22 protein-coding genes, 1 tRNA gene and 1 pseudogene are annotated in these 21,885 nt (G+C 62.5%); 6 read left to right on the forward strand and 18 right to left on the reverse strand.

Features of this window, described 5'->3' with window-relative positions; translation table 11 throughout:
- Positions 1–62: 62 nt before the first annotated feature.
- Together NKH38_RS21410 and tig are read right to left on the reverse strand one after the other, a co-directional pair.
- Complete coding sequence (locus NKH38_RS21410; protein ID WP_023667668.1) at positions 63–443, reverse strand: c-type cytochrome; 381 nt, start codon at positions 441–443, stop codon at positions 63–65.
- Positions 444–703: 260 nt separating this feature from the next.
- On the reverse strand, positions 704–2,179 hold the full coding sequence (gene tig / locus NKH38_RS21415) for a trigger factor (RefSeq protein ID WP_352763275.1): 1,476 nt from the start codon (positions 2,177–2,179) through the stop codon (positions 704–706).
- Between the two features lie 340 nt (positions 2,180–2,519).
- On the opposite strand from tig, the gene NKH38_RS21420 reads away from it, so the two are divergent.
- Positions 2,520–2,604 (forward strand) — tRNA-Leu (locus NKH38_RS21420).
- Positions 2,605–2,705: 101 nt separating this feature from the next.
- Here NKH38_RS21420 and NKH38_RS21425 read toward each other — a convergent pair.
- Positions 2,706–3,461 carry an aromatic amino acid lyase gene (locus tag NKH38_RS21425; RefSeq protein ID WP_352763278.1) on the reverse strand — a complete coding sequence of 252 codons (756 nt, stop codon included), beginning with the start codon at positions 3,459–3,461 and terminating at the stop codon, positions 2,706–2,708.
- Between the two features lie 50 nt (positions 3,462–3,511).
- Between NKH38_RS21425 and NKH38_RS21430 the strand changes: the two genes are divergently transcribed.
- Complete coding sequence (locus tag NKH38_RS21430) at positions 3,512–3,787, forward strand: hypothetical protein (RefSeq protein ID WP_352763326.1); 276 nt, start codon at positions 3,512–3,514, stop codon at positions 3,785–3,787.
- Here NKH38_RS21430 and NKH38_RS21435 read toward each other — a convergent pair.
- The 3 genes and pseudogenes from NKH38_RS21435 to NKH38_RS21445 all read right to left on the reverse strand — a co-directional run.
- Positions 3,740–4,177 (reverse strand): annotated as a pseudogene (locus NKH38_RS21435) (aromatic amino acid lyase); the annotation flags it as partial. The gene NKH38_RS21430 and the pseudogene NKH38_RS21435 overlap by 48 nt on opposite strands.
- A gap of 50 nt (positions 4,178–4,227) precedes the next feature.
- Positions 4,228–4,809, reverse strand: coding sequence for a GDYXXLXY domain-containing protein (locus tag NKH38_RS21440; protein WP_352637910.1), 582 nt, complete (start codon positions 4,807–4,809; stop codon positions 4,228–4,230).
- On the reverse strand, positions 4,806–5,918 hold the full coding sequence (locus tag NKH38_RS21445; RefSeq protein WP_352763282.1) for a DUF2157 domain-containing protein: 1,113 nt from the start codon (positions 5,916–5,918) through the stop codon (positions 4,806–4,808). Before NKH38_RS21445 ends, NKH38_RS21440 begins: the two co-directional genes overlap by 4 nt.
- 235 nt (positions 5,919–6,153) lie before the next feature.
- On the opposite strand from NKH38_RS21445, the gene NKH38_RS21450 reads away from it, so the two are divergent.
- From NKH38_RS21450 to trmFO, 3 genes are all read left to right on the forward strand, one after another.
- Positions 6,154–6,294 (forward strand): DUF1127 domain-containing protein, encoded by a 141-nt coding sequence (locus NKH38_RS21450; protein WP_006335194.1) that lies wholly within the window; start codon positions 6,154–6,156, stop codon positions 6,292–6,294.
- Positions 6,295–6,345: 51 nt separating this feature from the next.
- Complete coding sequence (locus NKH38_RS21455; protein WP_023667673.1) at positions 6,346–6,489, forward strand: DUF1127 domain-containing protein; 144 nt, start codon at positions 6,346–6,348, stop codon at positions 6,487–6,489.
- A gap of 491 nt (positions 6,490–6,980) precedes the next feature.
- Positions 6,981–8,393: a methylenetetrahydrofolate--tRNA-(uracil(54)-C(5))-methyltransferase (FADH(2)-oxidizing) TrmFO gene (trmFO, locus tag NKH38_RS21460; protein WP_352536917.1), complete on the forward strand. Its 1,413-nt coding sequence runs from the start codon at positions 6,981–6,983 to the stop codon at positions 8,391–8,393.
- A gap of 36 nt (positions 8,394–8,429) precedes the next feature.
- On the opposite strand, the gene NKH38_RS21465 is transcribed toward trmFO, so the two are convergent.
- From NKH38_RS21465 to yajC, 5 genes are all read right to left on the reverse strand, one after another.
- Complete coding sequence (locus NKH38_RS21465) at positions 8,430–9,248, reverse strand: phytoene/squalene synthase family protein (protein WP_023751547.1); 819 nt, start codon at positions 9,246–9,248, stop codon at positions 8,430–8,432.
- Between the two features lie 25 nt (positions 9,249–9,273).
- Positions 9,274–9,663, reverse strand: coding sequence for an Mth938-like domain-containing protein (locus tag NKH38_RS21470; protein ID WP_027050345.1), 390 nt, complete (start codon positions 9,661–9,663; stop codon positions 9,274–9,276).
- Between the two features lie 11 nt (positions 9,664–9,674).
- Entirely contained in the window at positions 9,675–12,227 is a 2,553-nt protein-coding gene (gene secDF / locus NKH38_RS21475; RefSeq protein ID WP_027050344.1) for a protein translocase subunit SecDF, read from the reverse strand.
- Positions 12,228–12,445: 218 nt separating this feature from the next.
- Positions 12,446–13,441, reverse strand: a complete 996-nt coding sequence (locus tag NKH38_RS21480; protein ID WP_023729955.1) for a SecDF P1 head subdomain-containing protein — start codon at positions 13,439–13,441, stop codon at positions 12,446–12,448.
- Between the two features lie 54 nt (positions 13,442–13,495).
- A complete protein-coding gene (yajC, locus tag NKH38_RS21485) occupies positions 13,496–13,843 on the reverse strand; it encodes a preprotein translocase subunit YajC (protein ID WP_023667680.1) in 348 nt (115 codons plus the stop codon).
- 285 nt (positions 13,844–14,128) lie between these two features.
- Here yajC and NKH38_RS21490 point away from each other — a divergent pair, with 285 nt between their 5' ends.
- The gene (locus tag NKH38_RS21490) at positions 14,129–15,004 is read left to right on the forward strand and encodes an ATP-binding protein (protein ID WP_023706000.1); all 876 of its coding nucleotides are present in this window, start codon (positions 14,129–14,131) and stop codon (positions 15,002–15,004) included.
- A gap of 100 nt (positions 15,005–15,104) precedes the next feature.
- Here the strand turns inward: NKH38_RS21490 and NKH38_RS21495 are convergent, their stop codons facing one another.
- The 7 genes from NKH38_RS21495 to NKH38_RS21525 form a co-directional block, all read right to left on the reverse strand.
- Positions 15,105–16,604, reverse strand: coding sequence for a peptidoglycan DD-metalloendopeptidase family protein (locus NKH38_RS21495; RefSeq protein ID WP_352763287.1), 1,500 nt, complete (start codon positions 16,602–16,604; stop codon positions 15,105–15,107).
- Positions 16,605–16,924: 320 nt separating this feature from the next.
- Positions 16,925–17,578: a protein-L-isoaspartate(D-aspartate) O-methyltransferase gene (locus NKH38_RS21500; protein ID WP_023681647.1), complete on the reverse strand. Its 654-nt coding sequence runs from the start codon at positions 17,576–17,578 to the stop codon at positions 16,925–16,927.
- Positions 17,579–17,604: 26 nt separating this feature from the next.
- A complete protein-coding gene (surE, locus tag NKH38_RS21505; RefSeq protein WP_023710683.1) occupies positions 17,605–18,366 on the reverse strand; it encodes a 5'/3'-nucleotidase SurE in 762 nt (253 codons plus the stop codon).
- Positions 18,366–19,670 carry a serine--tRNA ligase gene (gene serS / locus NKH38_RS21510; RefSeq protein WP_023825717.1) on the reverse strand — a complete coding sequence of 435 codons (1,305 nt, stop codon included), beginning with the start codon at positions 19,668–19,670 and terminating at the stop codon, positions 18,366–18,368. Before serS ends, surE begins: the two co-directional genes overlap by 1 nt.
- A gap of 116 nt (positions 19,671–19,786) precedes the next feature.
- Positions 19,787–20,662 (reverse strand): twin-arginine translocase subunit TatC, encoded by an 876-nt coding sequence (gene tatC / locus NKH38_RS21515; protein WP_023667686.1) that lies wholly within the window; start codon positions 20,660–20,662, stop codon positions 19,787–19,789.
- On the reverse strand, positions 20,659–21,399 hold the full coding sequence (tatB, locus tag NKH38_RS21520) for a Sec-independent protein translocase protein TatB (protein ID WP_023825718.1): 741 nt from the start codon (positions 21,397–21,399) through the stop codon (positions 20,659–20,661). The genes tatC and tatB overlap by 4 nt, the downstream gene beginning before the upstream one ends.
- An 85-nt stretch (positions 21,400–21,484) precedes the next feature.
- Positions 21,485–21,706, reverse strand: coding sequence for a twin-arginine translocase TatA/TatE family subunit (locus NKH38_RS21525; RefSeq protein ID WP_023681650.1), 222 nt, complete (start codon positions 21,704–21,706; stop codon positions 21,485–21,487).
- Positions 21,707–21,885: the final 179 nt, after the last annotated feature.

Genomic DNA, 21,885 nt, shown 5'->3' on the forward strand with positions numbered 1-21,885 from the left:
AGATCGAGCGGATCGCCGTTTCCGTGAGACGGTGAAACGCTCTGGCCGGCCGACGAGCCAGGTTACGGGGAAAATTGCTTCAGATAGGCGATGACGTTGGCGACGTCCTCGTCCTTCTTGAGACCGGGAAACGCCATCTTCGTCCCTTTGACCATTGCCTTGGGGTCGTGAAGATACGTCGTCAGTGTCGGTTCATCCCATTTGACGCCGGATGTGCCGGCCGCGATCATGGCTTCGGAATATTTGAAATCCGGATGCGTGCCGGCCGTCCGGCCGATAACGCCATGCAACGAAGGGCCTATCTTGTTGGTATCTTGGTCTGCGACGTGGCAGACCTTGCATTTGGTGAAGACCTTCTCGCCCGCCGCGGCGTCCTGTGCCCGCGATGGATTGGCGATGAAAGTTGCAACGGAAACGACGGCGAAAAACGCAACCAAGCGCATGGCATTCCTCCCTGATCGTCAAATTTGCCTGAGACGGTCTGCACATGCCGGTAGCACCAGCATGCGCCCTGCACGGCAGAATAGATTCTCCGCTCCTCCCCAGATGGAATTGCGGCACTTGTGTACCACAGAATCTGGCCGGTAGGTAGAACAGGTCGACCGTACAAAGGTTCAGGTGGGCTGCGGTGGCTCAAGGCACATCCGCCACAACGAAAAAGGCCGCCTCGAGGGCGGCCTTTTCTGATCTTGTCGTCAGGCGCTTATTCGGCGTCCTTGGCGGCCTTCTTCTTCGGGGCTGCCTTCTTCTTCGGCTCTTCCGCGTCGTCGGCCTTTTCAGCCTTGTCGGCCTTCTTGGCAGCGGCCTTCTTCGCCGGCTTGGCCTTGGCTGTATCGCCCTCTTCGTCGTCAGCCATCAACTCTTCCTTGCTGACCTTGACGTCGGTGACCGAGATCTGGCTGAGCAGATGGTCGACGACCTTCTCCTCGAACATCGGCGCGCGCAGCGTGTTCAGGGCTTCCGGATTGCTGCGATAGAACTCGAAGGCTTCCTGCTGCTGGTTGGCCGGGTAGCGGCGCACCTGCTCGAACAGGCCGCGCTGCAGTTCCTCGTCGGAAACGGTGACGCCGGCCTTCTCGCCGATCTCGGCCAAAACCAGGCCGAGACGCACGCGGCGCTCGGCAAGCCGCAGATATTCGGCGCGTGCCTCTTCTTCCGTCGTCTCCTCGTCGGCGAAGGTACGGCCGGCGGCTTCGAGATCGCGGTTGACCTGGGTCCAGATGTTGTTGAACTCGGCATCGACGAGCTTCGACGGCGCCTCGAACGAATAGGCCGCGTCAAGCTGGTCGAGCAGCTGACGCTTGACCTTCTGGCGCGTCATCGAGCCGAACTGGTTCTCGATCTGGCCGCGCACCACGTCGCGCAGGCGCTCCAGCGATTCCAGGCCGAGGTTCTTGGCCATCTCGTCGTTGATTTCCAGCGCGCCGGGCTTGGACACTTCCTTGACGGTGACGTCGAAGGTGGCTTCCTTGCCGGCCAGATGCGCGGCCTGGTAGTTTTCCGGGAAAGTGACCGTGACCTGCTTCTCGTCGCCGGCCTTGGCGCCGATCAGTTGGTCCTCGAAGCCCGGAATGAATTCCTTGGACCCCAGAACCAGCGGCTGGTCGGTGCCGGCGCCGCCGGAAAAGGCCTCGCCGTCGATCTTGCCGACATAGTCGATCGAAACGCGATCGCCTTCGGCGGCGTTGCCGGTCTTCGGCTCGAAGCTTCGCACCGATTCGGCAACGCGCTGGACCTGCTCGTCGATCTCGCTGTCCGGCACTTCGAATACCTGGCGCGTCACCTTGATGTCGGAGAAATCCTTGATCTCGATCGCCGGGATGACCTCGTAGTTGAGGCGGAATTCGAAGTCGGCGCCGCCGGCCAGGATCTTCTCGGCCTCCTTCTCGTCTTCCGTCATGATCACTTCAGGCTGCATGGCGGCCTTTTCGCCGCGCCCCGTGATGATCGAACGGGTCGAATCGTTGAGGATCTCGTTGACCACTTCGGCCATGAACGACTTGCCGTAGACCTTGCGCAAATGCTGCACAGGCACCTTGCCGGGACGGAAGCCGTTGATGCGGACCTTGTTCCTGGCGTCGGACAGCCGCGCCATCAGCTTGGCTTCCATATCACCGGCCGGCACGGTGATCTTGATCTCGCGCTTGAGACCGGAGTTGAGCGTTTCGGTGACCTGCATCGTAAAACCTTTATCTTCACCAAAGAGGCTGCCACGGCGTCTTGCCGTTCACAGCCTGCCGGTACAATCTTGCCGGGAATGGCTTTTGGTACGGAACCTGGCGATTTGACCGAAATTACGGCTCAAATTCTTCCAAACTGCGTTCCAAGATGTGAATAAGTTCTTGTTTTTCCTACTTCTTATCACATTCTGCAGAAGCGGATCGGCGCGTCCCGTCACATTTGACACGCCTTTTGTCACAGGCGAGGCCAATTTTCAACCATCTTCGCGTTGCAGCGAATTGACGCCATTTTCGCTCCGACATTGACAGAATGATGGCTACATGGGATTGCCGACAAATGCGGATGTGGCGGAACTGGTAGACGCCCTGGATTTAGGTTCCAGTGCCGAAAGGCGTGGGGGTTCGAGTCCCTTCATCCGCACCACCCTTCGCTCTATCGAGCTTCGGGTGGCAGGCCACCCAGGAGCTTGATATAGCGAAGAGTGTCCTCCGAAGCCGTGGCGTAGGAGGACTGGCGGCGACGGCCTACACTTCAAACACTTGACCGGTAAACCACTCCGCCAATTTCGCCAGCTCCGGCCCCAGCACCCGGTCGGCGTCGACCGGCGGCACGATCTTCCTGATATCCGCGACAAAATCCTGCAATGCCGGCGGCGCGGCGCGTTCAGTCACGTACAGGGCCTGCGAGGCGATCATGGCCAGCATGGCCATCGCCGCGTCGAGGCAGCGGCCGGCCGTCGCTTCCTTGGTCCAGGCGAAGAATGCGGTGGTGGCGACGTCATCCTGGCCGGCGCCGGCCGATTCGGTGCCCGGAATGAAGGTGCGCTGCGCCGCGAGTTTGGCCTGTTCGAGATAACCGGTGATCGCCATCGGCACATAGCCGACATTGCCATGACCATCGCTGTCGGCCCAATGCCGCCCGGTCATCAACAGGTCGGGCAGCAGCGAGACCTTGCCGTTCAGCAGCTTTGAGGCGTGGCGGTCGCAGAGCAGGCAGAGATCGGCCCAGATCGCCGCCAGATCGTCGAGCGCCGGCGTCGCTATGGCATTGTGATAGCCGCCGGTCGAGATGCAGCGCCCCAGCGGGTGCGCCGCGTCGGGCGGGATATAGACTGGATTGTCCGAGATCGAGGCCAGCGAGACGGTCGCCGCCTGCTCGGCGCCGGCCAGCGTCCTATGCGCATGGCCGAGTACGCGCGGCACGATGCGGTAGCTGACCGGCGCCTGATAATTGCGCCGTCCATCCCCGGCGCCGACCAGAAACTGCCGCAACCCTTGCAAGGCGGCCGCTTCGTGTTCGTCGCCCCAGAGCCGTCGAGCGCGGCATCATAATGCTCGAGCGGCGCGCGAAACGCTTCGATCGACAGCGCGAACACCTTGTGCGCCATGGCGAGGCGACGACGCGCGGCAAGTGCTGCGTCCGCCACCAGTGCCGCCGCGCAAGGCGAGCCGTTGATCAGCGATCCCCGCTCCTTCACCTCAAGCTCAAGGCTGACGGTAAGCGCAGCAAACAGCGGATAGAGCGCCAGGATCTCGCCGGCGCCACCCTGCCCTTGCGATGGCACCACCGGCATCAGGCCGCCGTCGAGCATCGCCGCAACGGCTAGCGCGATGCGCGGCGTGGTGGCGGCATTGCCTTCGATGAAATTGGTCAGCCGTGCCAGCACGATCGCCCGGACCACGCGCTCGGGCAACGGCTCCCCGAAGGATGTGGCCGCGGCATACGCTTTGATGCGCGCATGGCGGTCGCGCTCGTCAAGTTCGAGCTTGCGGCTTGCCAGCTCGCCCATCGCGGTGGTGACGCCGTAGATGACCGGCGGCGGATCGGACTCAATGAGTTTCAGGAACGAGGCGCGGCATTCGGCAATGCGTTGCAAGGCCTTGTCGCCGATTTCGACCGTGTCGTTTCTCCAGGCGACGCGCAAAACGGCATCGAGATTGATATCTTCGCGCGTCGTCACCGTAATCGGCATTGTCTTCGCCCGTCTGGTTTGCATGAGGGCGAAGCGATCGATCGTTGCCGAAATCCATGCCCTGGTAATGTCTTCTAGTAGAGCGGTTCCTCAAACAATGTCTTGTCGCCGTCCATCAGCCCCTTGATCTGCGCCTCGCCACTGGCGGCGAGCGCGATGCGCACGCCGAATGGCCGCACCCGCATGTCGTCCTGGATCGCAATGCCCTGGCCCTCAGGAAGGTAGAAGCGGTCGATGCCGTATTGCGGTGCGATCGTGGATTCAGGATCAAGCGTCCAGCCCGGCGCGACCTGGCCGACAATATCGGCTTCGTCGGCGGTCGCCGGCGTCGGAGCCTTGCCGAACCAGGCCGTGGTCGCATGCCAATAGCCGTCGGCACCCGGCTTCAGCCGGACCACGATCGGCGTGTTCTCGCTCACGAGCTGGCCGGCCGGGATGTTGGCGATCAGCTTCACCGGCAAGCGCGATATTTCATAGCCGAGGATAATATAGTCGCCGCGCAGCAGATCGCGCGGATCGACCGGCTCGACTTTCAGCAAGACCTCCTTGCCGTTGCGCAGGATCGCCGCGCGGCCGGCGATGATCCAGCTCAGGAAGCCGATCTGGACGAGCGCCAGGACCAGCGCCGAGATGACAAGTTTCTTTCCCGACATCATGCTGCCGCTCCTTCCGGGGCCTTCATGCGTTTTTCCACACGGATGATGACGAGAGCCAGGGTGCCGAAAAGCACCGCGGCAGCCAGGAAGAAGCCGGCCGTGCCGAGCATCGTCTGCAAGGTCACGACGTAGATAATGGCAAGTTCGAAGGCAAAGCCGGCATAGGCAACCCAGCGCAGCCCCCTGCTCTCGCGCCCGCCCAGAACGATCGCCGCCGCAATCCCGGCCAGCGCGATAACCGAGGCGACGGCAAAGCCGTTGCTGAAGGCGTTGTCATCGCCCAGTTCGATCTGCATCATCGCCAGCCCGGTGAGAAAGCCGATCAAGGCGTGCAAAGGCAACCGCCCGCCGAGCTGCAAGATCCGGTCGGCCGGCCCAGCGGCGAAGATCGAAACCGCAAACAGCAGCGCCGACACCACGACGAGAGGAATAGCCAGGGCGAGCGTGTTCTGGTCCAGGCCGCGCACCGCGATATAGAAAATGACCGAGAGAATGATCAGGTGGCGTGCCGGCTGGCTGCGCGTCCACAACGAGACGACAAAAAGCACCGGCGCCATGATAACGAAGAAATCCGGAAATACGGGGCGGTCATAAAAGTCGAATGCGCGCACGAACAGCCAGGCAACGGATATGCCGACGGCAGCGACCGTCAGCGGGTTCGAGCGCAACGCCACCGCGGCTAATGCCGTGCCGATGCCCCAGGTGACGATGGCCGAGGCTTCGTCACCCGTGAGATGGTACATCTGGCCGATCAGCGCGATCGATCCGCCGAAGGCCGCGGCGGCCACGATCCACAGCGCCTCGCCGATCGCCGGATGGTCGCGCATCTTCAACACCGCGCCGCCGACATAGCCGGCGAGAATGACGGCAAACAGCGCCGCGACCCGCACCAGCCGCGGGACCGCGTCCCAGTTGGCGGCGACGAAGAGCAGGATCGCGGCGCCGAACAGCAGCGCTGCCATCATGGCCAATATAGTGCCGAAGCTCAGCGATTTGCGCTCGTTTGCGTCGATGTCGCACTTAAGCGCATCGGCCGTCTTGGCGTCGATCAGGCCGGCCTGCAGCCACCGCCCGATATCGGCCCTCGCCCGTGACGAATAACTCGCCATGCCGCTTCTCCCCCAGCTTGGTCTTTCTGACAGCCGATCCGCCCAAATCGTTGACGCAACGTCATTTTCCGATTCGGGTTTCTTCATGACGAAGCCGTGAACGCGCGTTAATGTTGCATTGCACAATTTGCATTGCTGCCATGCGCCAACAGCACTTTTAAATCGATATTACCCAGCCTATTTACTGTTCGTACACAAACGGAATGATCCGAAGAAAGACGAAACGAGCACTACCATGAACCTGATCCGCAACTACCGCAACTGGCGCCGCTACCGGGACACCGTCTCCGAGCTGAGCCGCCTGTCGAACCGTGAACTGACCGACCTCGGCATCAGCCGCAGCGACATCCACTACGTCGCCCGCAAGGCGGTCTAATCCTCTTCGGATCGCAAATGATCCGAACCAGTTTTGAAAAAGAGAACGACAATGAACCTGATCCGCAACTATCGTAACTGGCGCGTTTACCGCGACACCGTTACCGAGCTGGGTCGCCTTTCGAACCGTCAGCTCCATGATCTCGGCATCGTCCGCGACGAGATCAAGATCATCGCCCGCAGGGCGACGATCTAACCAGAATTTCGCCAGGGTCGACCTCCTCCCCGACCCTGACGGATACGGTCAGCCTTCACCTCCTCCCGAGGGTTGACCACCAAAACGGCGCCCGCCGCACCTCCTCCCGCGGCGGGCGCTGTTTCCAAAGCGAACGCAGTTCGTCTCCAAAGTGAACGCAGTTCGTCTTCCAGGGATTTCGCCTCCCTCGATCCGGCGAAAAGAATTTCGTCAAAGCCGACCTCCTCCCCGGCGATGACGAATACGGCCGATCCCCACCTCCTCCCGAGGATCGGCCCCAAAAACGACACCCGCCGCACCTCCTCCCGCGGCGGGTGTTGTTGTTTTTGGGCAGGCTTTTCAATGCGCATGCAGTCGATCGAGGCGCTTTACGCCGCCATCAGAGCGTCGCCGCGGACATAAGAAAGTCGAGCTCCGTCGTTGCACGACAATGACCCACGCGTGCAGCCGGCCAATTGCAAACAGCGCGCCAAGCGATTATTCCGGCGCTCATGAGCAAAAATCCAATCCACATCGTCGGCGGCGGCCTTGCCGGCTCCGAAGCCGCCTGGCAGGCAGCACAAGCCGGTGTTCCCGTCATTTTGCATGAGATGCGCCCGGTTCGCGGCACCGATGCGCACAAGACCGATGGGCTGGCTGAACTCGTTTGTTCCAATTCCTTCCGCTCCGACGATGCCGAGAACAACGCCGTCGGCCTGCTGCATGCCGAAATGCGGCTGGCCGGCTCGCTGATCATGAGTGCCGGCGACGCCAACCAGGTGCCGGCAGGCGGCGCGCTGGCCGTGGATCGCGACGGTTTCTCCGACGCGGTGACGAAAAAGCTTGAAGCGCACCCGCTGATCACCATCGAGCGCGAGGAAGTGCCGGGCCTGCCGCCGGCGGAGTGGGACCAGGCGATCATCGCCACGGGACCGCTGACCGCGCCGTCGCTCGCCCAGTCGATCGCCGAGGCAACCGGCGCCGATGCGCTGGCCTTCTTCGACGCGATTGCCCCGATCATCCATTTCGACACGATCGACATGGACATTTGCTGGTTCCAGTCGCGCTACGACAAGGTTGGGCCCGGCGGCACCGGCAAGGACTACATCAACTGCCCGATGGACAAGGACCAGTATCTCGCCTTCGTACAGGCGCTGGTCGACGGCCAGAAGACCGAATTCAAGCAGTGGGAAGGCACGCCCTATTTCGACGGCTGCTTGCCGATCGAGATCATGGCCGAGCGCGGCGTCGAGACGCTGCGCTACGGGCCGATGAAGCCGATGGGGCTGACCAATGCCCACAATCCGACGGTAAAAGCCTATGCCGTGGTGCAGCTGCGTCAGGACAATGCGCTGGGCACGCTCTACAACATGGTCGGTTTCCAGACCAAGCTGAAGCATGCCGAGCAGGTGCGCGTGTTCCGCACCATTCCGGGTCTGGAAAACGCCGAGTTCGCCCGTCTCGGCGGCCTGCACCGCAACACCTACATCAATTCGCCGACTTTGCTCGACGCCTCGCTGCAGCTGAAGTCGCGGCCGGGCCTGCGCTTTGCCGGCCAGATCACCGGCTGCGAGGGCTATGTCGAGAGCGCGGCGATCGGACTGCTCGCCGGCCGCTTCGCCGCCGCCGAGCGGCTCGGCCACGCGCCATCGCTGCCACCGCTCACCACCGCCTTCGGCGCCTTGCTCAACCACATCACCGGCGGCCACATCGTTTCCGACGACGAGCCGGGCAAACGCTCGTTCCAGCCGATGAACGTCAATTTCGGCCTGTTCCCGCCGGTGGAAGCACCGAAGACCGAAGGCAAACGCCTGCGCGGCAAGGACAAGACGGTGGCCAAGCGCCACGCGATCACCTCACGCGCGCGGGCAGATTGTCGGGAGTGGCTAGGGCTGCCGGCGCAAACATCGGAAGCTGCTGAATAGCCAAGTCTCAGACTCCTAACGCGATTGACGTTTACGTTAACTCGCTGGCCAACCCCGCGTTGCGCGCCTGAGCAACAGCCAATGCCGGCGCAGAGCCGAAAGCCGGGCTGCGCCACCAAGCGGCGAGCGGCCATTGGCCATCTTGCCGAGATAGGCGCTGGTCAGCGCCAGCGGCAGGAACGCCGGACGCAGCGTTTCCGGAAGTGCGGACGCCCCTTGCTCGAAAGCGCGGAGATGCTCCTGCGCCAATGCAATCATCGCAGCCACAGCGCGCTGAGCGCCGGGGCCGCCGTCGCCGCTGACGAACTCCTCCGGCGACGAGCCGGCCGCTGCAAGGATATCCGCCGGCACGAAGCATTGCCCGCGTCGGCGATGCAGCGGCAACAGCAGCAACAGGCCGGTCATCGCCTGGGCGCAGCCGGCCCTGCCCGCCAGTTCGGCAAAGCGCGGCGCCTGATTGGGATCGAGCACCATCGCCGCCAGCTGGATCAGCGCGGCCGCCGTCTCGCCGCAATATCCCTCGAGATCGGTGCGCGACGGCATCGGATCGTCATAGAGGTCGAAGATGCGGGCCTCGAGCATGTTGTCGAAGGCAGTTTTGGGCAGGCCATGGGCAGAAATCGTCGCCTTCAGCGCATCGGCGAGCGGGTTGCCTGTGGCTGCGGCTTCAGCAGCGATGACATCGCGCCACCATTGCAGCCTCACTTCGCCCGGCAATGCCTCGTGGATGCGGTCTCGGACAGACGCAATCTCGGCATTGAAGGCGTAAAGCGAAAACAGCGCCGCGCGCTTGTTGGCCGGTGCATAGAGTGCGCTGACATAGCGGTCATGGTCGCCGGCGCGCACCGTCTCCATGACGATGTCAGCTGTATCGGTCACGTCAGTCGACGGCGATCAGCGCCGCGGCCACGGCGCGGTCTTCGGCAAGCAGAACATTGTAGGTCCGCACCGCTGCCCCCGTCGACATCGGGTCGGAGCCAATGCCAGCCGCTTTCAGCGCCGCCCGAAGTGCTGTCGGCAAGGGCCGCAAATCCTTGCCTGTGCCAACCAGCAGGATCTCGACCTTGCCGGCCTCAGCCAGCAGCAGGTCGAAATCCGCCGCCGTCAGGACCAGCGGATCGGCCGGCTCCCAGCCATGGATGCCGGAGGGCAGGCAAAGAAGCGAGCCGCGATGCGACATGTCGGCGAAGCGGAAGCCGCCATTGCCGTAGGCTTCGATCGGCGCCCGTCCGGGGAAATGCGCCTCGCGGATGACGATGCCTTTTGCCACCAGCGCAGCCGTCAGGTCGCCACGGCCTTGCCGCCACCAACCGGCTTCTCCTCATCGGCGCTCGCTCCCTGCGGCCTGAGCCTGAACAGGATCAGCAAGGGTGCTGCGATGAAGATCGACGAATAGGTGCCGAAGACGACGCCGAACAGCATCGCCATGGTGAACGAGCGGATCACCTCGCCGCCGAACAACACCAGCGCCAGCAGCGCCAGGATGGTCGTCACCGAAGTCAGCGTCGTTCTCGACAGCGTCTCGTTGATGGCGTTGTTCAACAATTGCGGCAGCGGCATTCGTTTGTATTTTCGCAAATCTTCTCGAACACGGTCATAGACGACGATCGTATCGTTGAGCGAATAGCCGATAATGGTCAGGATCGCCGCTAGCGAAGACTGATTGAATTCGAGCCCGGTGATGACGAAGAAGCCCAGCGTCATCACCACATCGTGCACCGTCGCCACGATCGCGCCGACCGCGAACTGCCATTCGAAGCGGAACCAGACATAGACCAGGATGCCGATCAGCGCGATGATCATGGCAATCGTGCCTTGCTTGGCCAGCTCGCCCGAAACCGTCGGGCCCACCACCTCGACGCGGCGGAAATCGTAATTGTCCTGGAGCTCGCCGCGCACCTTGTCGATGACGGTCTGCTCGGCGTTCTCGCCGCCATCCTGGGTGCCGACGCGGATCAGCACGTCGTTCGGCGCGCCGAATTGCTGGACCTGCACTTCACCGATGTTTAGCTCCGACAGCCGGCTTCTGATATCGCCAATATCGGCGTCGCCTTGCTTGGACTGCACCTCGATGATCGAGCCGCCCTTGAAGTCGATGCCGTAGTTGATGTCGATGGTCAGGAATCCGATAACCGACGCGATCGACAGCAGGCTGGACAGTGCGAAGGTCCAGCGGCGGATGCCCATGAACGGGATTTTCGTGCCGGCCGGAACGAAGGTCACCGGCGCACGCGGCAATTCCTTCGGACGCGCACGGCGCAGCCAGATCGACACCAGCAGACGGGTGAAGGTGAAGGCGGTGAAGACCGTGGTCAAGATGCCGATGGCATAGGTGATGGCGAAGCCCTTGACCGGTCCGGTGCCGAGATAGAACAGCACGACCGTGGCAATCAGCGACGTCACGTTGGAATCCACGATGGTCGCCAACGCCTTGGTGAAACCTGTGTCGATCGATTGGATGACCGAACGGCCGGCCCGTCGCTCCTCGCGGATGCGCTCATAGATCAGCACGTTGGAATCGACCGCCATGCCGATGGTCAGCACGATACCGGCAATGCCGGGCAAGGTCAGCGTCGCGCCGAGCAGCGACAAGACCCCGACGATCATCGCCACGTGCACGGCGAGCGCAATGTTGGCGAGGAAGCCGAGAAGTCCGTACGCGACGAACATGAAGGCGACGACGAGAATGGAGCCGATGATGCCGGCGACCTTGCCGGCATGGATCGAATCCTGGCCGAGGCCCGGGCCCACCGTGCGTTCTTCGATCACGGTCAGCTTTGCCGGCAACGCACCGGCCCGCAGCAGCACGGCGAGGTCGTTGGCGCTTTCGGCGGTGAAATTGCCTGAAATCTGGCCGCTGCCGCCGAGGATCGGTTCGCGGATCACCGGCGCCGAAATCACCTGATTGTCGAGGATGATGGCGAACGGCTTGCCGACATTCTGCTGGGTCGCCTGGCCGAACCGTGTCGCACCGCGCGAGTTGAAGACGAACGAAACCACTGGCTCGTTGTTTCGGGAATCATAAGTTGCGGTGGCCTTGGCAAGATCCTCGCCGGACACGATGACGCGATTTTCCACCAGATACGGAACCGGCGGATCGTCCTGCGAATAAAGCACCGAGGAGCCTGCCGGCGGGCGGCCGTTCAGCGCATCCTGCACCGACATCGAGGTATCCACCATCTGGAAGGTCATCTTGGCGGTCTGGCCAATGATCTCCTTCAGCCTTTGCGGATCCTGCAGGCCCGGCACCTGGACGAGCACACGGTCGTCGCCCTGCCGCTGCACGATCGGCTCGGTGGTGCCGAGTTCGTTGACGCGACGCTCGACGACTTCGATCGACTGCGCCAATGCGGCTGAGGTGCGGTATTTGATGCCGGCGTCGGTGACGGTGAATTTGAGCAGCCCGGCTTCGGAATCATCCAGGGACATTTCCTGGATGGAGCCACCGGTGAACAGGCCGGCGGCGACCGGATCGGTCAGCGGCTTAAGCGCCGTCTTAGCGGCATCGATCTGGGTTGGATCGGTGATGCGCACTTGTACGGTCCTGCCGGTGCCGCCAAGGCCGGTATAGCCCACCTTGGCATCGCGCAGCAGCGTGCGGATCTCGTCGCGCGTCGTTTCCAGCTGCGCCTTGACGAGATCATTCTGGTCCATCTGCAAGAGGATGTGCGAACCGCCCTGCAGATCGAGACCAAGCGTCATCTGCCGCTTCGGCACCCAGTTGGGCAATTGCGCCAATGTGCTGGCCGGGAAGAGATTTGGCGCGGCAAGGATGAATGTGACGGCCACGGCGATCCAGATCAGGATCATCTTCAGGCGCGAAAAATACAGCATATGGCGTTGTCCGTCACGGCGTACTGGCGGATCGTTCCGCCGACAATTCGGTTATTTCTTGGCGTTCTTATTTGCCACCGGCTCGCCCTTAACCCGCACTTCGCCGATTGTCGAGCGCGCTGAGGTCAATTTGGCGCTGCCGCCGGCAGCGGTTTCGGCGTCAATCGCCTCTGTCGGTTCCCATTCTAATTCTGATCACCGCCGGGCGCTATCGTGCGCTACTCGACTATTTTCAATTGTGCAGGCATCGGTCCGGAACGCAAAAGCAAGGCCAGATCATCGGCGTTCTCCTTGGTGAGGTTGCCCGATATCTGGCCGCGGCCGTTAAGAATTGGCTCGCGGACGACTGGCACCGAAAGCACTTGGTTGTCGAGGATCATCGCAAATAGCTTGCCGACATTCTGCGAGGTCGCCTGCGCAACGCGTGCCGTTGCCCTGGAATCGAAGGTGAACGAAACCGCCGGCTCATTTGTGACGGAGTTGGGAGTCGCCTGAGCATTGACAATGTCGTCACTGGAAACGATCGTCCGGCTCTCAACCAGATAGGGAACCGGTGGATCGTCCTTCGAATAAACCACCACCGAGCCAGCGGGCGTCCGGCCATTGATCGCATCAGCGACCGGCATCGACTCATCAACCCACTGAAAAGTCAGCATTCCGGTTCGGGTGAGAATTCTCCTCAACCTTTGCAAATCCGCAACGCCCGAGGTCCGGACCAGCATACCGTCTTGGCCCTCTGGCTGAACTACTGGGTCGGCAACACCAAGATCACGCAGGCGATTCTTAATGACCACGATCGACTGCGCAAGCGCGATCGAAATCCGATACTTGATGCCTGTGTCTGTTACCGTGAACTTGAGCAACGCTGCTCCGGTATCATCCAGGATCATTTCCTGGACCGGACCCGCGCTGCCAAGGACAGGATCAGTCACCGCCTTCAATGCCATCTTGGCCGCGCCGACCTGAGCGGGGTCGGTGATATGCACCTGAACGGCCCGACCCGACTTAGCAAGAGCAGTATAGCCGATCCTTGCATCGCGCAACAGCGTCCTGATTTCGTCACGCGTCGCCTCCAACCGGCGATCGATCACATCGGTCGCGTCCAATCGAAGCAGCACGTCCGGGCCGGCAGCGTGAAGACTGGGCGCGTCGACGAGCATTGTGGCCATAGCAAGCCAGATCAGGATCATTTTCAGGCGCGAAAAATGGACCATACGCCGTCTTTTGTCAGAGCTCTGCCCGCGGATCGCTCCGCTTGGGAAACTGGCTTACTTCTTGGCGTTCTGGTTGGCCACCGGCTCGCCCTTGACCCGCACATCGGCGATCGTCGAGCGCAGCGCCGTCACCTTGGTGCCGCCGCCGAGGTCGATCTCAAGCTCATTGTCGTCGATCACCTTGGTCACCTTGCCGACGAAGCCGCCGCCGGTGATGACCGTGTCGCCCCGGCGCACAGCCGAGATCATCTCCTGGCGCTTCTTCAGCTGCGCGCGCTGCGGCCGGATGATGAGAAAATACATGATCACGAAGATCAGCACGAACGGCAGGATCATGCCGATGTCCCCGAACGGACCAAGTGGAGTTCCGGTAGCTTGGGCATATGCCGGTGTGACGAACATCAAGAACTCCTGGGATATGAACTGGGATACGAAAAAGGGCCACGAGACGGCCCCGCCAAATTTGGCCGGAATATAGTGGGTAAAGTTGCCAATGCAACTGCGAGGCCTGGCTTTCGGCTGCTTTTCCGGCCGGTTGACCCGTGTTAGAGCATGCTCCCGGAAAGCCGGCGTGGTTTTCGCAAAAGATCATGCTCAAACAAAAGCTTGGAAGCGGTTTTCATGCAGCTTCCACCAGGACGATTTCCGCCCCTACGCACGTTCGTGCAGAAACATAAAAGACGAGACATGACCGACAGCACCATCGAGGCCCTGAACCAAAAGCTCGACCGCCTGATCGAGGCGGTCACCCGCCTCGCCCCGCCGCCGGTGCCGCAGACCGATCTTGCCGTGGCCGATTGCTTCGTCTGGCAGGCCGACCCCGGCTATCTCGAGCCGGTGCGCAAGGTCAATCGCGTCGACATCGGCCTGATCCGCGGCGTCGACCGCGTGCGCGACATTCTGGTCGAAAACACCGAGCGCTTCGCCGCCGGCCACGCCGCCAACAACGTGTTGCTGTGGGGTGCGCGCGGCATGGGCAAATCCTCGCTGGTCAAGGCCGTGCATGCGCAGATCAACGCCCAGGCCAAATCCGACCTGCCGCTCAAACTGATCGAGATCCACCGCGAGGATATCGACACGCTGCCCAGGCTGATGGGCCTGCTGAAGGCGGCGCCGTTTCGCTTCATCCTGTTTTGCGACGACCTCTCCTTCGACCATGACGACACCTCCTACAAGTCGCTGAAGGCAGCCCTTGAAGGCGGCGTCGAGGGCCGCCCGGCCAATGTCATCTTCTACGCCACGTCGAACCGCCGGCACCTGTTGCCGCGCGACATGATCGACAATGAGCGCTCGACCGCCATCAACCCGTCCGAGGCGGTCGAGGAAAAGGTTTCGCTGTCCGACCGTTTCGGCCTGTGGCTCGGCTTCCACAAATGTTCGCAGGACGAATATCTCGACATGGTCAACAGCTATGCCAGCCATCACGGGCTCACTATCGACCCGGAGCAGCTGCGCGCCGACGCCCTGGAATGGGCAACGACGCGCGGCAGCCGCTCGGGCCGCGTCGCCTGGCAGTTCACCCAGGATCTGGCCGGCCGGCTCGGCAAGCCGCTGAACGACTGATTGATTTGCGTCAGGTCACTGAAAAAGCCCGCCCCTTGCGGAGCGGGCTGAGCCGGCGGGCCGGACTGGAGGTCAGACGGCCTGCAAAACGTTTATTGTTCTATTCGAGATAGCCAGAGGGGTCGACCGGGGCCGAGTTCTTGCGCACTTCGAAGTGCAGTTTCGGCGAGTCGGTGGTCCCGCTCATGCCCGACAGCGCGATTTCCTGGCCGCGCTTGACCTTCTGGCCGCGCTGCACCTCGATCGACCTGGCGTGACCATAGACGGTGACCAGCCCGTTTTCGTGGCGCACCAGAACCGTATTGCCGAATTCCTTGAGGCCGTCGCCGGCATAGATGACCACGCCGTTTTCGGCCGCCTTGACCGGCGTCCCCTCAGGCACGGCGATGTCGACACCATCCTTGCCGCCACCAAAATTGGAGATGACGCGGCCACGCACCGGCCAACGCATCTTGCCGATGCCGGTGGCATCGGGCGCAACAGCATCGTCGTCCTCGGCCTGCTGGATAACCTTGGCGTCCTTCTTCGGCGGCGTGTAGGTGGCGAGCGTCTCCGTCGGCTTTGCCGCCGGTTGGGTGGTCGCGGTCGTCACCGGATCAACTTTGGCCGGCTTGGCGCTGGCGACCGTTGCGGTGCCACCTGCCGGAACCTTCAGCGTCTGGCCGATCTTGAGCAGGCCGTCTTGCATGCCGTTCGCCTGCTTCAGCGCCACGATGCCAACGCCGGTCTTCCTGGCGATGGAGGACAGGCTGTCGCCCGACTGGACCGTGTAGGTGCCCGCGCCGGCTTTTGGCGCGGCCGAGGCAGTCTGCGCCGGCTTGTCGGTCTTCGGCTTGTTCGCTGCCGAAGCGTCAACCTGCGCGGCGGACTTGCCGTCCTTGAGTTTCGGCTGCTGCGGCAGTACGGCGATCTTCTCCGGCGCCGGCGCCTTGGGGCTGTTTGCCGGCTTGCCGTCGGCAACTTTCGGCTCGGTCCCCTTGCTCGAATAGGCATAGGCCGGGATGACCAGCTTCTGGCCGGTCTTCAGCCCCTTGGTGGCGCTCAAGCCGTTGACCTTCATGATGACGTCGGCCGGCACGTGATAGCGATGGGCGATGCCGGAAATGGTCTCGCCGTCCCTGACGACGATCTCCGTGGCGTGCGGCGTGCCGGCGGCAACTGGTTTCGGATCGGAGTCACCGGCATTCTTGAACGGCCTTGCCGGCTGCACGGTGCCGGTGGTCGTCCTGTCGACATGCGGTGCCGGCGCAAGTGCAGGCGCGGAAGCGGTGCGCATCGGAGCGGCTTTGGGCGCGCTTGGCGGCGGCAGCTGCTGGACGGTGACCGGCTCCAGGCTGGAGCGGCTGACCGACTGGTTATGGCTGCCATTGACAGGTGCTGCAGCGATCGGCTCGGGCGCCACATCGCCCGGATAGGGCTGCGCGGTGCTCTGCTTGTCGATGATGGCGCGCTGATTGTTGGTCGAGGAGGTGAAGACGTCGTCGACACCGTTGAACCGCGAGACCTGGGAGCTACACCCCGCTGCCATTCCGGCTAGCATGAGGACAGCGCAGCCCCGCGACAGAGTACGCCCGTTTGCCTTCATAACACTGAATTGCATCGCACTAACCCGCAGACCCGGTACACACTGGTCATGATTAAAGCGCGTTAATGTTACTGGCGGGTTAACCCCATAGAATCAGACGCGAATTTTCTTAAAACATTTTCGAATGCGCCGAAGCTGCGTTGATTCAGATCGGCCCGAGTCGAAAATGACAGGTTCTGAGAACCGGCCTACGCCGGCCGTAGCCTTCATAGAGCGGAGGCATTTATGACGGCTTCGGCCGGCGAAGGCCGGAGCGGAGCGTACTCAAACACGTGAGCACCGGAAGCGCAGGAAGCTGGCATTTGCAGGCCGGCCTCACCTGAATATCAGTTCACCTAAATAACCGCCGCGACGCTGCGCAGGATCGGCTGCAGGCGCACGGTGCCGATATCCTCGCGCTCGAAGCGGCTGCCGACCTTGGTCAGCTTGGCCAGCACCTGCTCGCCCTCCTCCGGCCCGATCGGGGCAATGACGATGCCGCCGCTCGACAATTGGTCGAGCAGGAAGCGCGGCAGGCTGTCGAAAGCCGCCCAGGCTACGATGCGGTCGAACGGCGCTTCGTTGGCAAGGCCGGTGGAACCATCGGCCTGGCGCACGATGACATTGCCGATGCCGAGCGCCTCGAAGCGTTGCCTGGCCTGCTCGGCCAGCGTCTTGTAGCGGTCGACGCTGACGATCCGAGCCGCGAGCCGCGACATCACCGCTGCCGTGTAGCCCGAGCCGGTGCCGATCTCGAGCACCCGGTTGCCGGGCTCTATTGCCAGGGCCGCAATCACCGCCGCCTGCAGATCGGCGCCCTCGATCGCCTCGCCGCATTCGATCGGCAGCATGCCGTCCGACCAGGCGATGGAATGGAACTGGCCGTTGAGGAAGCCGCGCCGCGGCGTCGCCTCGAAGGCTGCGATCAGCGCCTTCGGCACCGCGCCTTGGCCGCGCAGGCGCAGCAGGAAAGCGGCAAAACCCTCGCGATCGTCGAGCGGCAAGTTCATGCCAGAACCTTCTTCATGCGAACACCTTATTCAGACAGCGCCTTGGTCAGTTGGTCACGGATTTCATGCGCGGTGAGGTCAAGCTGCAGCGGCGTCACAGACACGAGCCGGTTGCGCAGAGCATGGAGATCGGTGCCCTGCTTGCCCTCGACCGGCTCGCGGCCGAAGCGCAGCCAGTAATAAGGCAGGCCGCGCCCGTCGCGGCGCTCGTCGACCCACAGGCTGTGCACCAGCTTGCCTTGCGACGTCACGACGGTGCCGGCGACCTCGTCAGGCAGACAGTTGGGAAAGTTGACGTTGAGCAGCACACCGTCCGGCAGCGGCATGGCGACGAGCTTTTTCAGCAGCGCCGGCGCCAGCGCTTCGGTGGTCTCGTAGGGAACGACGCGGTCCTCGCCGACATAGGAATAACCCTGGCTGAGTGCGATCGAGCGGATGCCGAGCAGCGCGCCTTCCATGGCGCCGGCGACGGTACCGGAATAGGTCACGTCGTCGGCGATGTTGGCGCCGGAATTGACGCCCGACAGGATCAGGTCCGGCGCGCCTGGCAGGATCTTCTTGACGCCCATGATGACGCAGTCGGTCGGCGTGCCGCGCACGGCGTAGTGTTTCTCGCCGATCTTGCGCAACCGGAGCGGCTCCGAGATCGACAGCGAATGCGCGTAGCCGGACTGGTCCTGCTCCGGCGCCACCACCCAGACATCGTCCGACAGCGTGCGGGCGATGCGTTCGAGCGACGCGAGGCCCTCCGCATGGATGCCGTCATCATTGGTCAGAAGAATGCGCATTATTTCGATTCGATCTTCGCCAGACCGCCCATATAAGGCCGCAGCACTTCAGGAATGGTTACGCTGCCATCCTCATTCTGGTAGTTTTCGATGACGGCAATCAGCGCACGGCCGACAGCGGTGCCCGAACCGTTCAGCGTGTGCACAAAGCGGTTGCCCTTGCCATCCCGGTCCTTGTAGCGGGCATCCATGCGCCTGGCCTGGAAGTCGCCGCACACTGAACAGGACGAGATCTCGCGATAGGCGTTCTGTCCCGGCAGCCAGACCTCGATGTCGTAGGTCTTGCGCGCGCCAAATCCCATGTCGCCCGTGCACAGGACCATGGTGCGGAACGGCAATTCCAGTCGCTTCAGCACCTCTTCGGCGCACTGCGTCATCCGCTCGTGCTCGGCGAGCGAAGACTCCTGGTCGGTGACCGAGACCAGCTCGACCTTGTAGAACTGGTGCTGGCGCAACATACCGCGCGTGTCGCGGCCGGCGGAGCCCGCTTCCGAGCGGAAGCACGGCGTCAGCGCCGTATAGCGCAGCGGCAGCTTTTCATGGGCCGTGATTTCTTCGCGCACCAGGTTGGTGAGCGGGACCTCGGCGGTTGGAATCAACCCGAGCCGGCCATCGCCATGCTGCACGAAGAACAGGTCGTCCTCGAATTTCGGCAGCTGGTTGGTCCCGAAAAGCACTTCGTCGCGCACCATCAGTGGCGGGATGACTTCTTCATAGCCATGCTCGGTCGTGTGCAGATCGAGCATGAACTGGCCGATGGCGCGCTCCATCCGCGCCAGCCCGCTCTTCAGCACGGTGAAGCGTGATCCCGACAGCTTTGCCGCCCGCTCGAAATCCATCATGCCGAGCGCTTCGCCGATCTCGAAATGCTCCTTCACCCAGTTCGGCCGAGTCGGCACCTCGCCGACGATATGCTTGACGACATTGTCGTGCTCGTCCTTGCCGACCGGCACGTCGTCGAGCGGCACATTCGGCAGCACCGCCAGCGCATCGTTCAGCGCCTTGTCGAGCTCGCGCTCGCGCGCCTCGCCATTCTGGATGAAGGTCTTGATATCGCCGACTTCGGCCTTGAGCTTTTCGGCAAGTGCCGTGTCGCCCGAACGCATGGCGTTGCCGATCTCCTTCGAGGCGGCGTTGCGGCGTTCCTGCTTGGTCTGCAGCTCGGTGACGTGCTCGCGCCGCGCTTCGTCCTTCTTGATCAGCTCATCGACCGTGGACTGCGCCTCGTCAGCCGACCACGAGCGCTTGGCCAGCGCCTCGACAAGGGCCTTCGGGTTGTCGCGAATCCATTTGATATCAAGCATGGTTGGTTCGTCCTCAGAATAAGGCTGAGGGGGTAAACCGCATCCTTCATCGATGCAAGATGAGGGTCAGCGGCTGTCGCGTTTTTCCGCTAACGCGGATACCCGAACGCGACAGCCTATGAACGAGCCTGCTTTGAGGACGCGTCCGCCGCCTTTTCGGCCACGGCTTCGGCGGCTTCCTGCTTCTCGCGCGCCAGCTTCTGCTTGACCTGATCGCGCTCGATCAGCCGGGCCGCCCAGATCGACACCTCGTAGAGCAGGATGGTCGGGATGGCCAAACCGATCTGGCTCATCGGATCAGGCGGCGTCAGCACCGCCGCGACGACGAAGGCGATGACGATCGCCCATTTGCGCTTCTCGGCCAGCGCCTTCGACGACAGCATGCCGACGCGCGTCATCAGGCTGGTCACCACCGGCAGCTGGAACACCAGGCCGAAGGAGAAGATCAGCGTCATGATCAGGCTGAGATATTCCGACACTTTCGGCAGCAGCGAAATCTGCACCTGGTCGTCGGTGCCGGCCTGCTGCATGGCGAGGAAGAACCACATCACCATCGGCGTGAAGAAGAAATAGACCAGCGACGCTCCCATCAGGAACAGGATCGGCGATGCGATAAGGAACGGCAGGAACGCGTTGCGTTCGTTCTTGTAGAGGCCTGGCGCGATGAATTTGTAGATCTGCGTGGCGATCAGCGGAAAGGCGATGACCATGCCGCCGAACATGGCGAGCTTGACCTGGGTGAAGAAGAATTCCTGCGGCGCCGTATAGATCAGCTCGACCTTGTGCGGATCGAGCCCGGCCCACTGCGTGGCCCACTTGAACGGAACGACCAAAAGATTGAACAGCTTCTTGGCAAAGAAGAAGCAGACGAGGAAGGCGACGAAGAAACCGCCGATCGACCAGATCAGCCGCCGGCGCAGTTCGATCAGATGCTCCATCAGCGGAGCCGACGACTTCTCGATCTCGTCCTTTTCGCTGTCCGTAATGCTCACTTGGCGGCCCCCGCCGTCTTCTTGGACGCGGGCTTCGTGGCCGGCGCAGGCTTCGGCTCAGCCTTTGCGACTGCCTTCGGTGCCGCAGCGGGCTTGGTGGCGGCTTTTCCGGGTGCAGCCTTGGCGGGCGCCGCTGACGGCTTGGCCGCAACCTTCGCCGCAGGCGCCGGCTTTGCCGGTGCTGCCTTGGCTGCCGTTGTTTTGGTTGCCGGGGCCTTTGATATCGCAGCCCCCTTGGCGCGCGCGTTTCGTGGCGCTGCTGTTGCTGCAGCCGGTGTCACCACGGCCTCGTCGGTCATCGCCGGAAGGATCGGCGCCGCCGGCGCTGTTTCCGGTCCGTTGAGACCCGGCATCACCGTCGCGCCGTTCTTGAGCGGCTCGGCCGCCTGTGGTGTTTCTGCCGCGGGCGTTGCGGGATCGACGGCGGGCTTCGGCTTCATCACCGCATCGACGCCGGAGCGAACCTCTGCTGCCGCCTGTTCGAACGGATTGAGCTGCTTGCGGATCTCGGCCGCCGGATTGAGGCCGCGCAGCGTATCGACCGACTTCTTGACGTCGTCGAGCTCGGCTTCCTTCAGCGCCTCGTTGAACTGCTTCTGGAAGTCGGAGGCCATGGCACGCAGCTTCGCCGTCGTGCGGCCGAAGGTGCGCAGCATATTGGGCAAATCCTTGGGTCCGACGACCACGATCATGACGATCGCGATCACCAGCATTTCGGTCCAGCCGACTTCAAACATGGCAATCAGTTCCGACTAGTGCTTGTCGCCCAAGAGTGCGAAGCGGCTTTTGGACACGACTTGCTCAAAAGCAACAACCTCGGGCTCAGCTCTTGCTGGCCTTTTCCTTCACTGCCGAAACGGTCTCGTCCGGGCGGTGCTCGACGGTGCGCTTGTCTTCGGCGGTATCGTCGTCGGCCATGCCCTTCTTGAAGCTCTTGATGCCCTTCGCCATGTCGCCCATCAGCTCGGGTATCTTGCCGCGGCCGAACACCAGCAGCACGATCACCAGCACGATCATCCAGTGCCAAATCGAAAATGAACCCATTGTAACTCTCTCTCGAATGTTTTCCCTGGCGATGATCTATGCGTTTTCGCGTTGGGATTCAAACACAACAGCGACAAAGTTTATGAAGGCGCGGCTTATGTCACGCATTTTCGGCAAAGCTGCCCGCTACCAATCGGCGCATCTACCGCAGCAATGCAGCTTTTTGACAGCGGCTTGCG

The organism is Mesorhizobium sp. M1078, from assembly GCF_040318615.1.
Taxonomy (GTDB): Bacteria; Pseudomonadota; Alphaproteobacteria; order Rhizobiales; family Rhizobiaceae; genus Mesorhizobium.

What these genes read in the sequence shown, in the direction of transcription:
- NKH38_RS21410 (WP_023667668.1), bottom strand. Translation starts at nt 443, where the DNA reads ATGCGCTTGGTTGCGTTTTTCGCCGTCGTTTCCGTTGCAACTTTCATC.
- tig (WP_352763275.1), bottom strand. Translation starts at nt 2,179, where the DNA reads ATGCAGGTCACCGAAACGCTCAACTCCGGTCTCAAGCGCGAGATCAAG.
- NKH38_RS21430 (WP_352763326.1), top strand. Translation starts at nt 3,512, where the DNA reads ATGCTCGAGCGGCGCGCGAAACGCTTCGATCGACAGCGCGAACACCTT.
- NKH38_RS21440 (WP_352637910.1), bottom strand. Translation starts at nt 4,809, where the DNA reads ATGATGTCGGGAAAGAAACTTGTCATCTCGGCGCTGGTCCTGGCGCTC.
- NKH38_RS21445 (WP_352763282.1), bottom strand. Translation starts at nt 5,918, where the DNA reads ATGGCGAGTTATTCGTCACGGGCGAGGGCCGATATCGGGCGGTGGCTG.
- NKH38_RS21450 (WP_006335194.1), top strand. Translation starts at nt 6,154, where the DNA reads ATGAACCTGATCCGCAACTACCGCAACTGGCGCCGCTACCGGGACACC.
- NKH38_RS21455 (WP_023667673.1), top strand. Translation starts at nt 6,346, where the DNA reads ATGAACCTGATCCGCAACTATCGTAACTGGCGCGTTTACCGCGACACC.
- trmFO (WP_352536917.1), top strand. Translation starts at nt 6,981, where the DNA reads ATGAGCAAAAATCCAATCCACATCGTCGGCGGCGGCCTTGCCGGCTCC.
- NKH38_RS21465 (WP_023751547.1), bottom strand. Translation starts at nt 9,248, where the DNA reads ATGGAGACGGTGCGCGCCGGCGACCATGACCGCTATGTCAGCGCACTC.
- secDF (WP_027050344.1), bottom strand. Translation starts at nt 12,227, where the DNA reads ATGCTGTATTTTTCGCGCCTGAAGATGATCCTGATCTGGATCGCCGTG.
- NKH38_RS21480 (WP_023729955.1), bottom strand. Translation starts at nt 13,441, where the DNA reads ATGGTCCATTTTTCGCGCCTGAAAATGATCCTGATCTGGCTTGCTATG.
- yajC (WP_023667680.1), bottom strand. Translation starts at nt 13,843, where the DNA reads ATGTTCGTCACACCGGCATATGCCCAAGCTACCGGAACTCCACTTGGT.
- NKH38_RS21490 (WP_023706000.1), top strand. Translation starts at nt 14,129, where the DNA reads ATGACCGACAGCACCATCGAGGCCCTGAACCAAAAGCTCGACCGCCTG.
- NKH38_RS21495 (WP_352763287.1), bottom strand. Translation starts at nt 16,604, where the DNA reads ATGCAATTCAGTGTTATGAAGGCAAACGGGCGTACTCTGTCGCGGGGC.
- NKH38_RS21500 (WP_023681647.1), bottom strand. Translation starts at nt 17,578, where the DNA reads ATGAACTTGCCGCTCGACGATCGCGAGGGTTTTGCCGCTTTCCTGCTG.
- surE (WP_023710683.1), bottom strand. Translation starts at nt 18,366, where the DNA reads ATGCGCATTCTTCTGACCAATGATGACGGCATCCATGCGGAGGGCCTC.
- serS (WP_023825717.1), bottom strand. Translation starts at nt 19,670, where the DNA reads ATGCTTGATATCAAATGGATTCGCGACAACCCGAAGGCCCTTGTCGAG.
- tatB (WP_023825718.1), bottom strand. Translation starts at nt 21,399, where the DNA reads ATGTTTGAAGTCGGCTGGACCGAAATGCTGGTGATCGCGATCGTCATG.
- NKH38_RS21525 (WP_023681650.1), bottom strand. Translation starts at nt 21,706, where the DNA reads ATGGGTTCATTTTCGATTTGGCACTGGATGATCGTGCTGGTGATCGTG.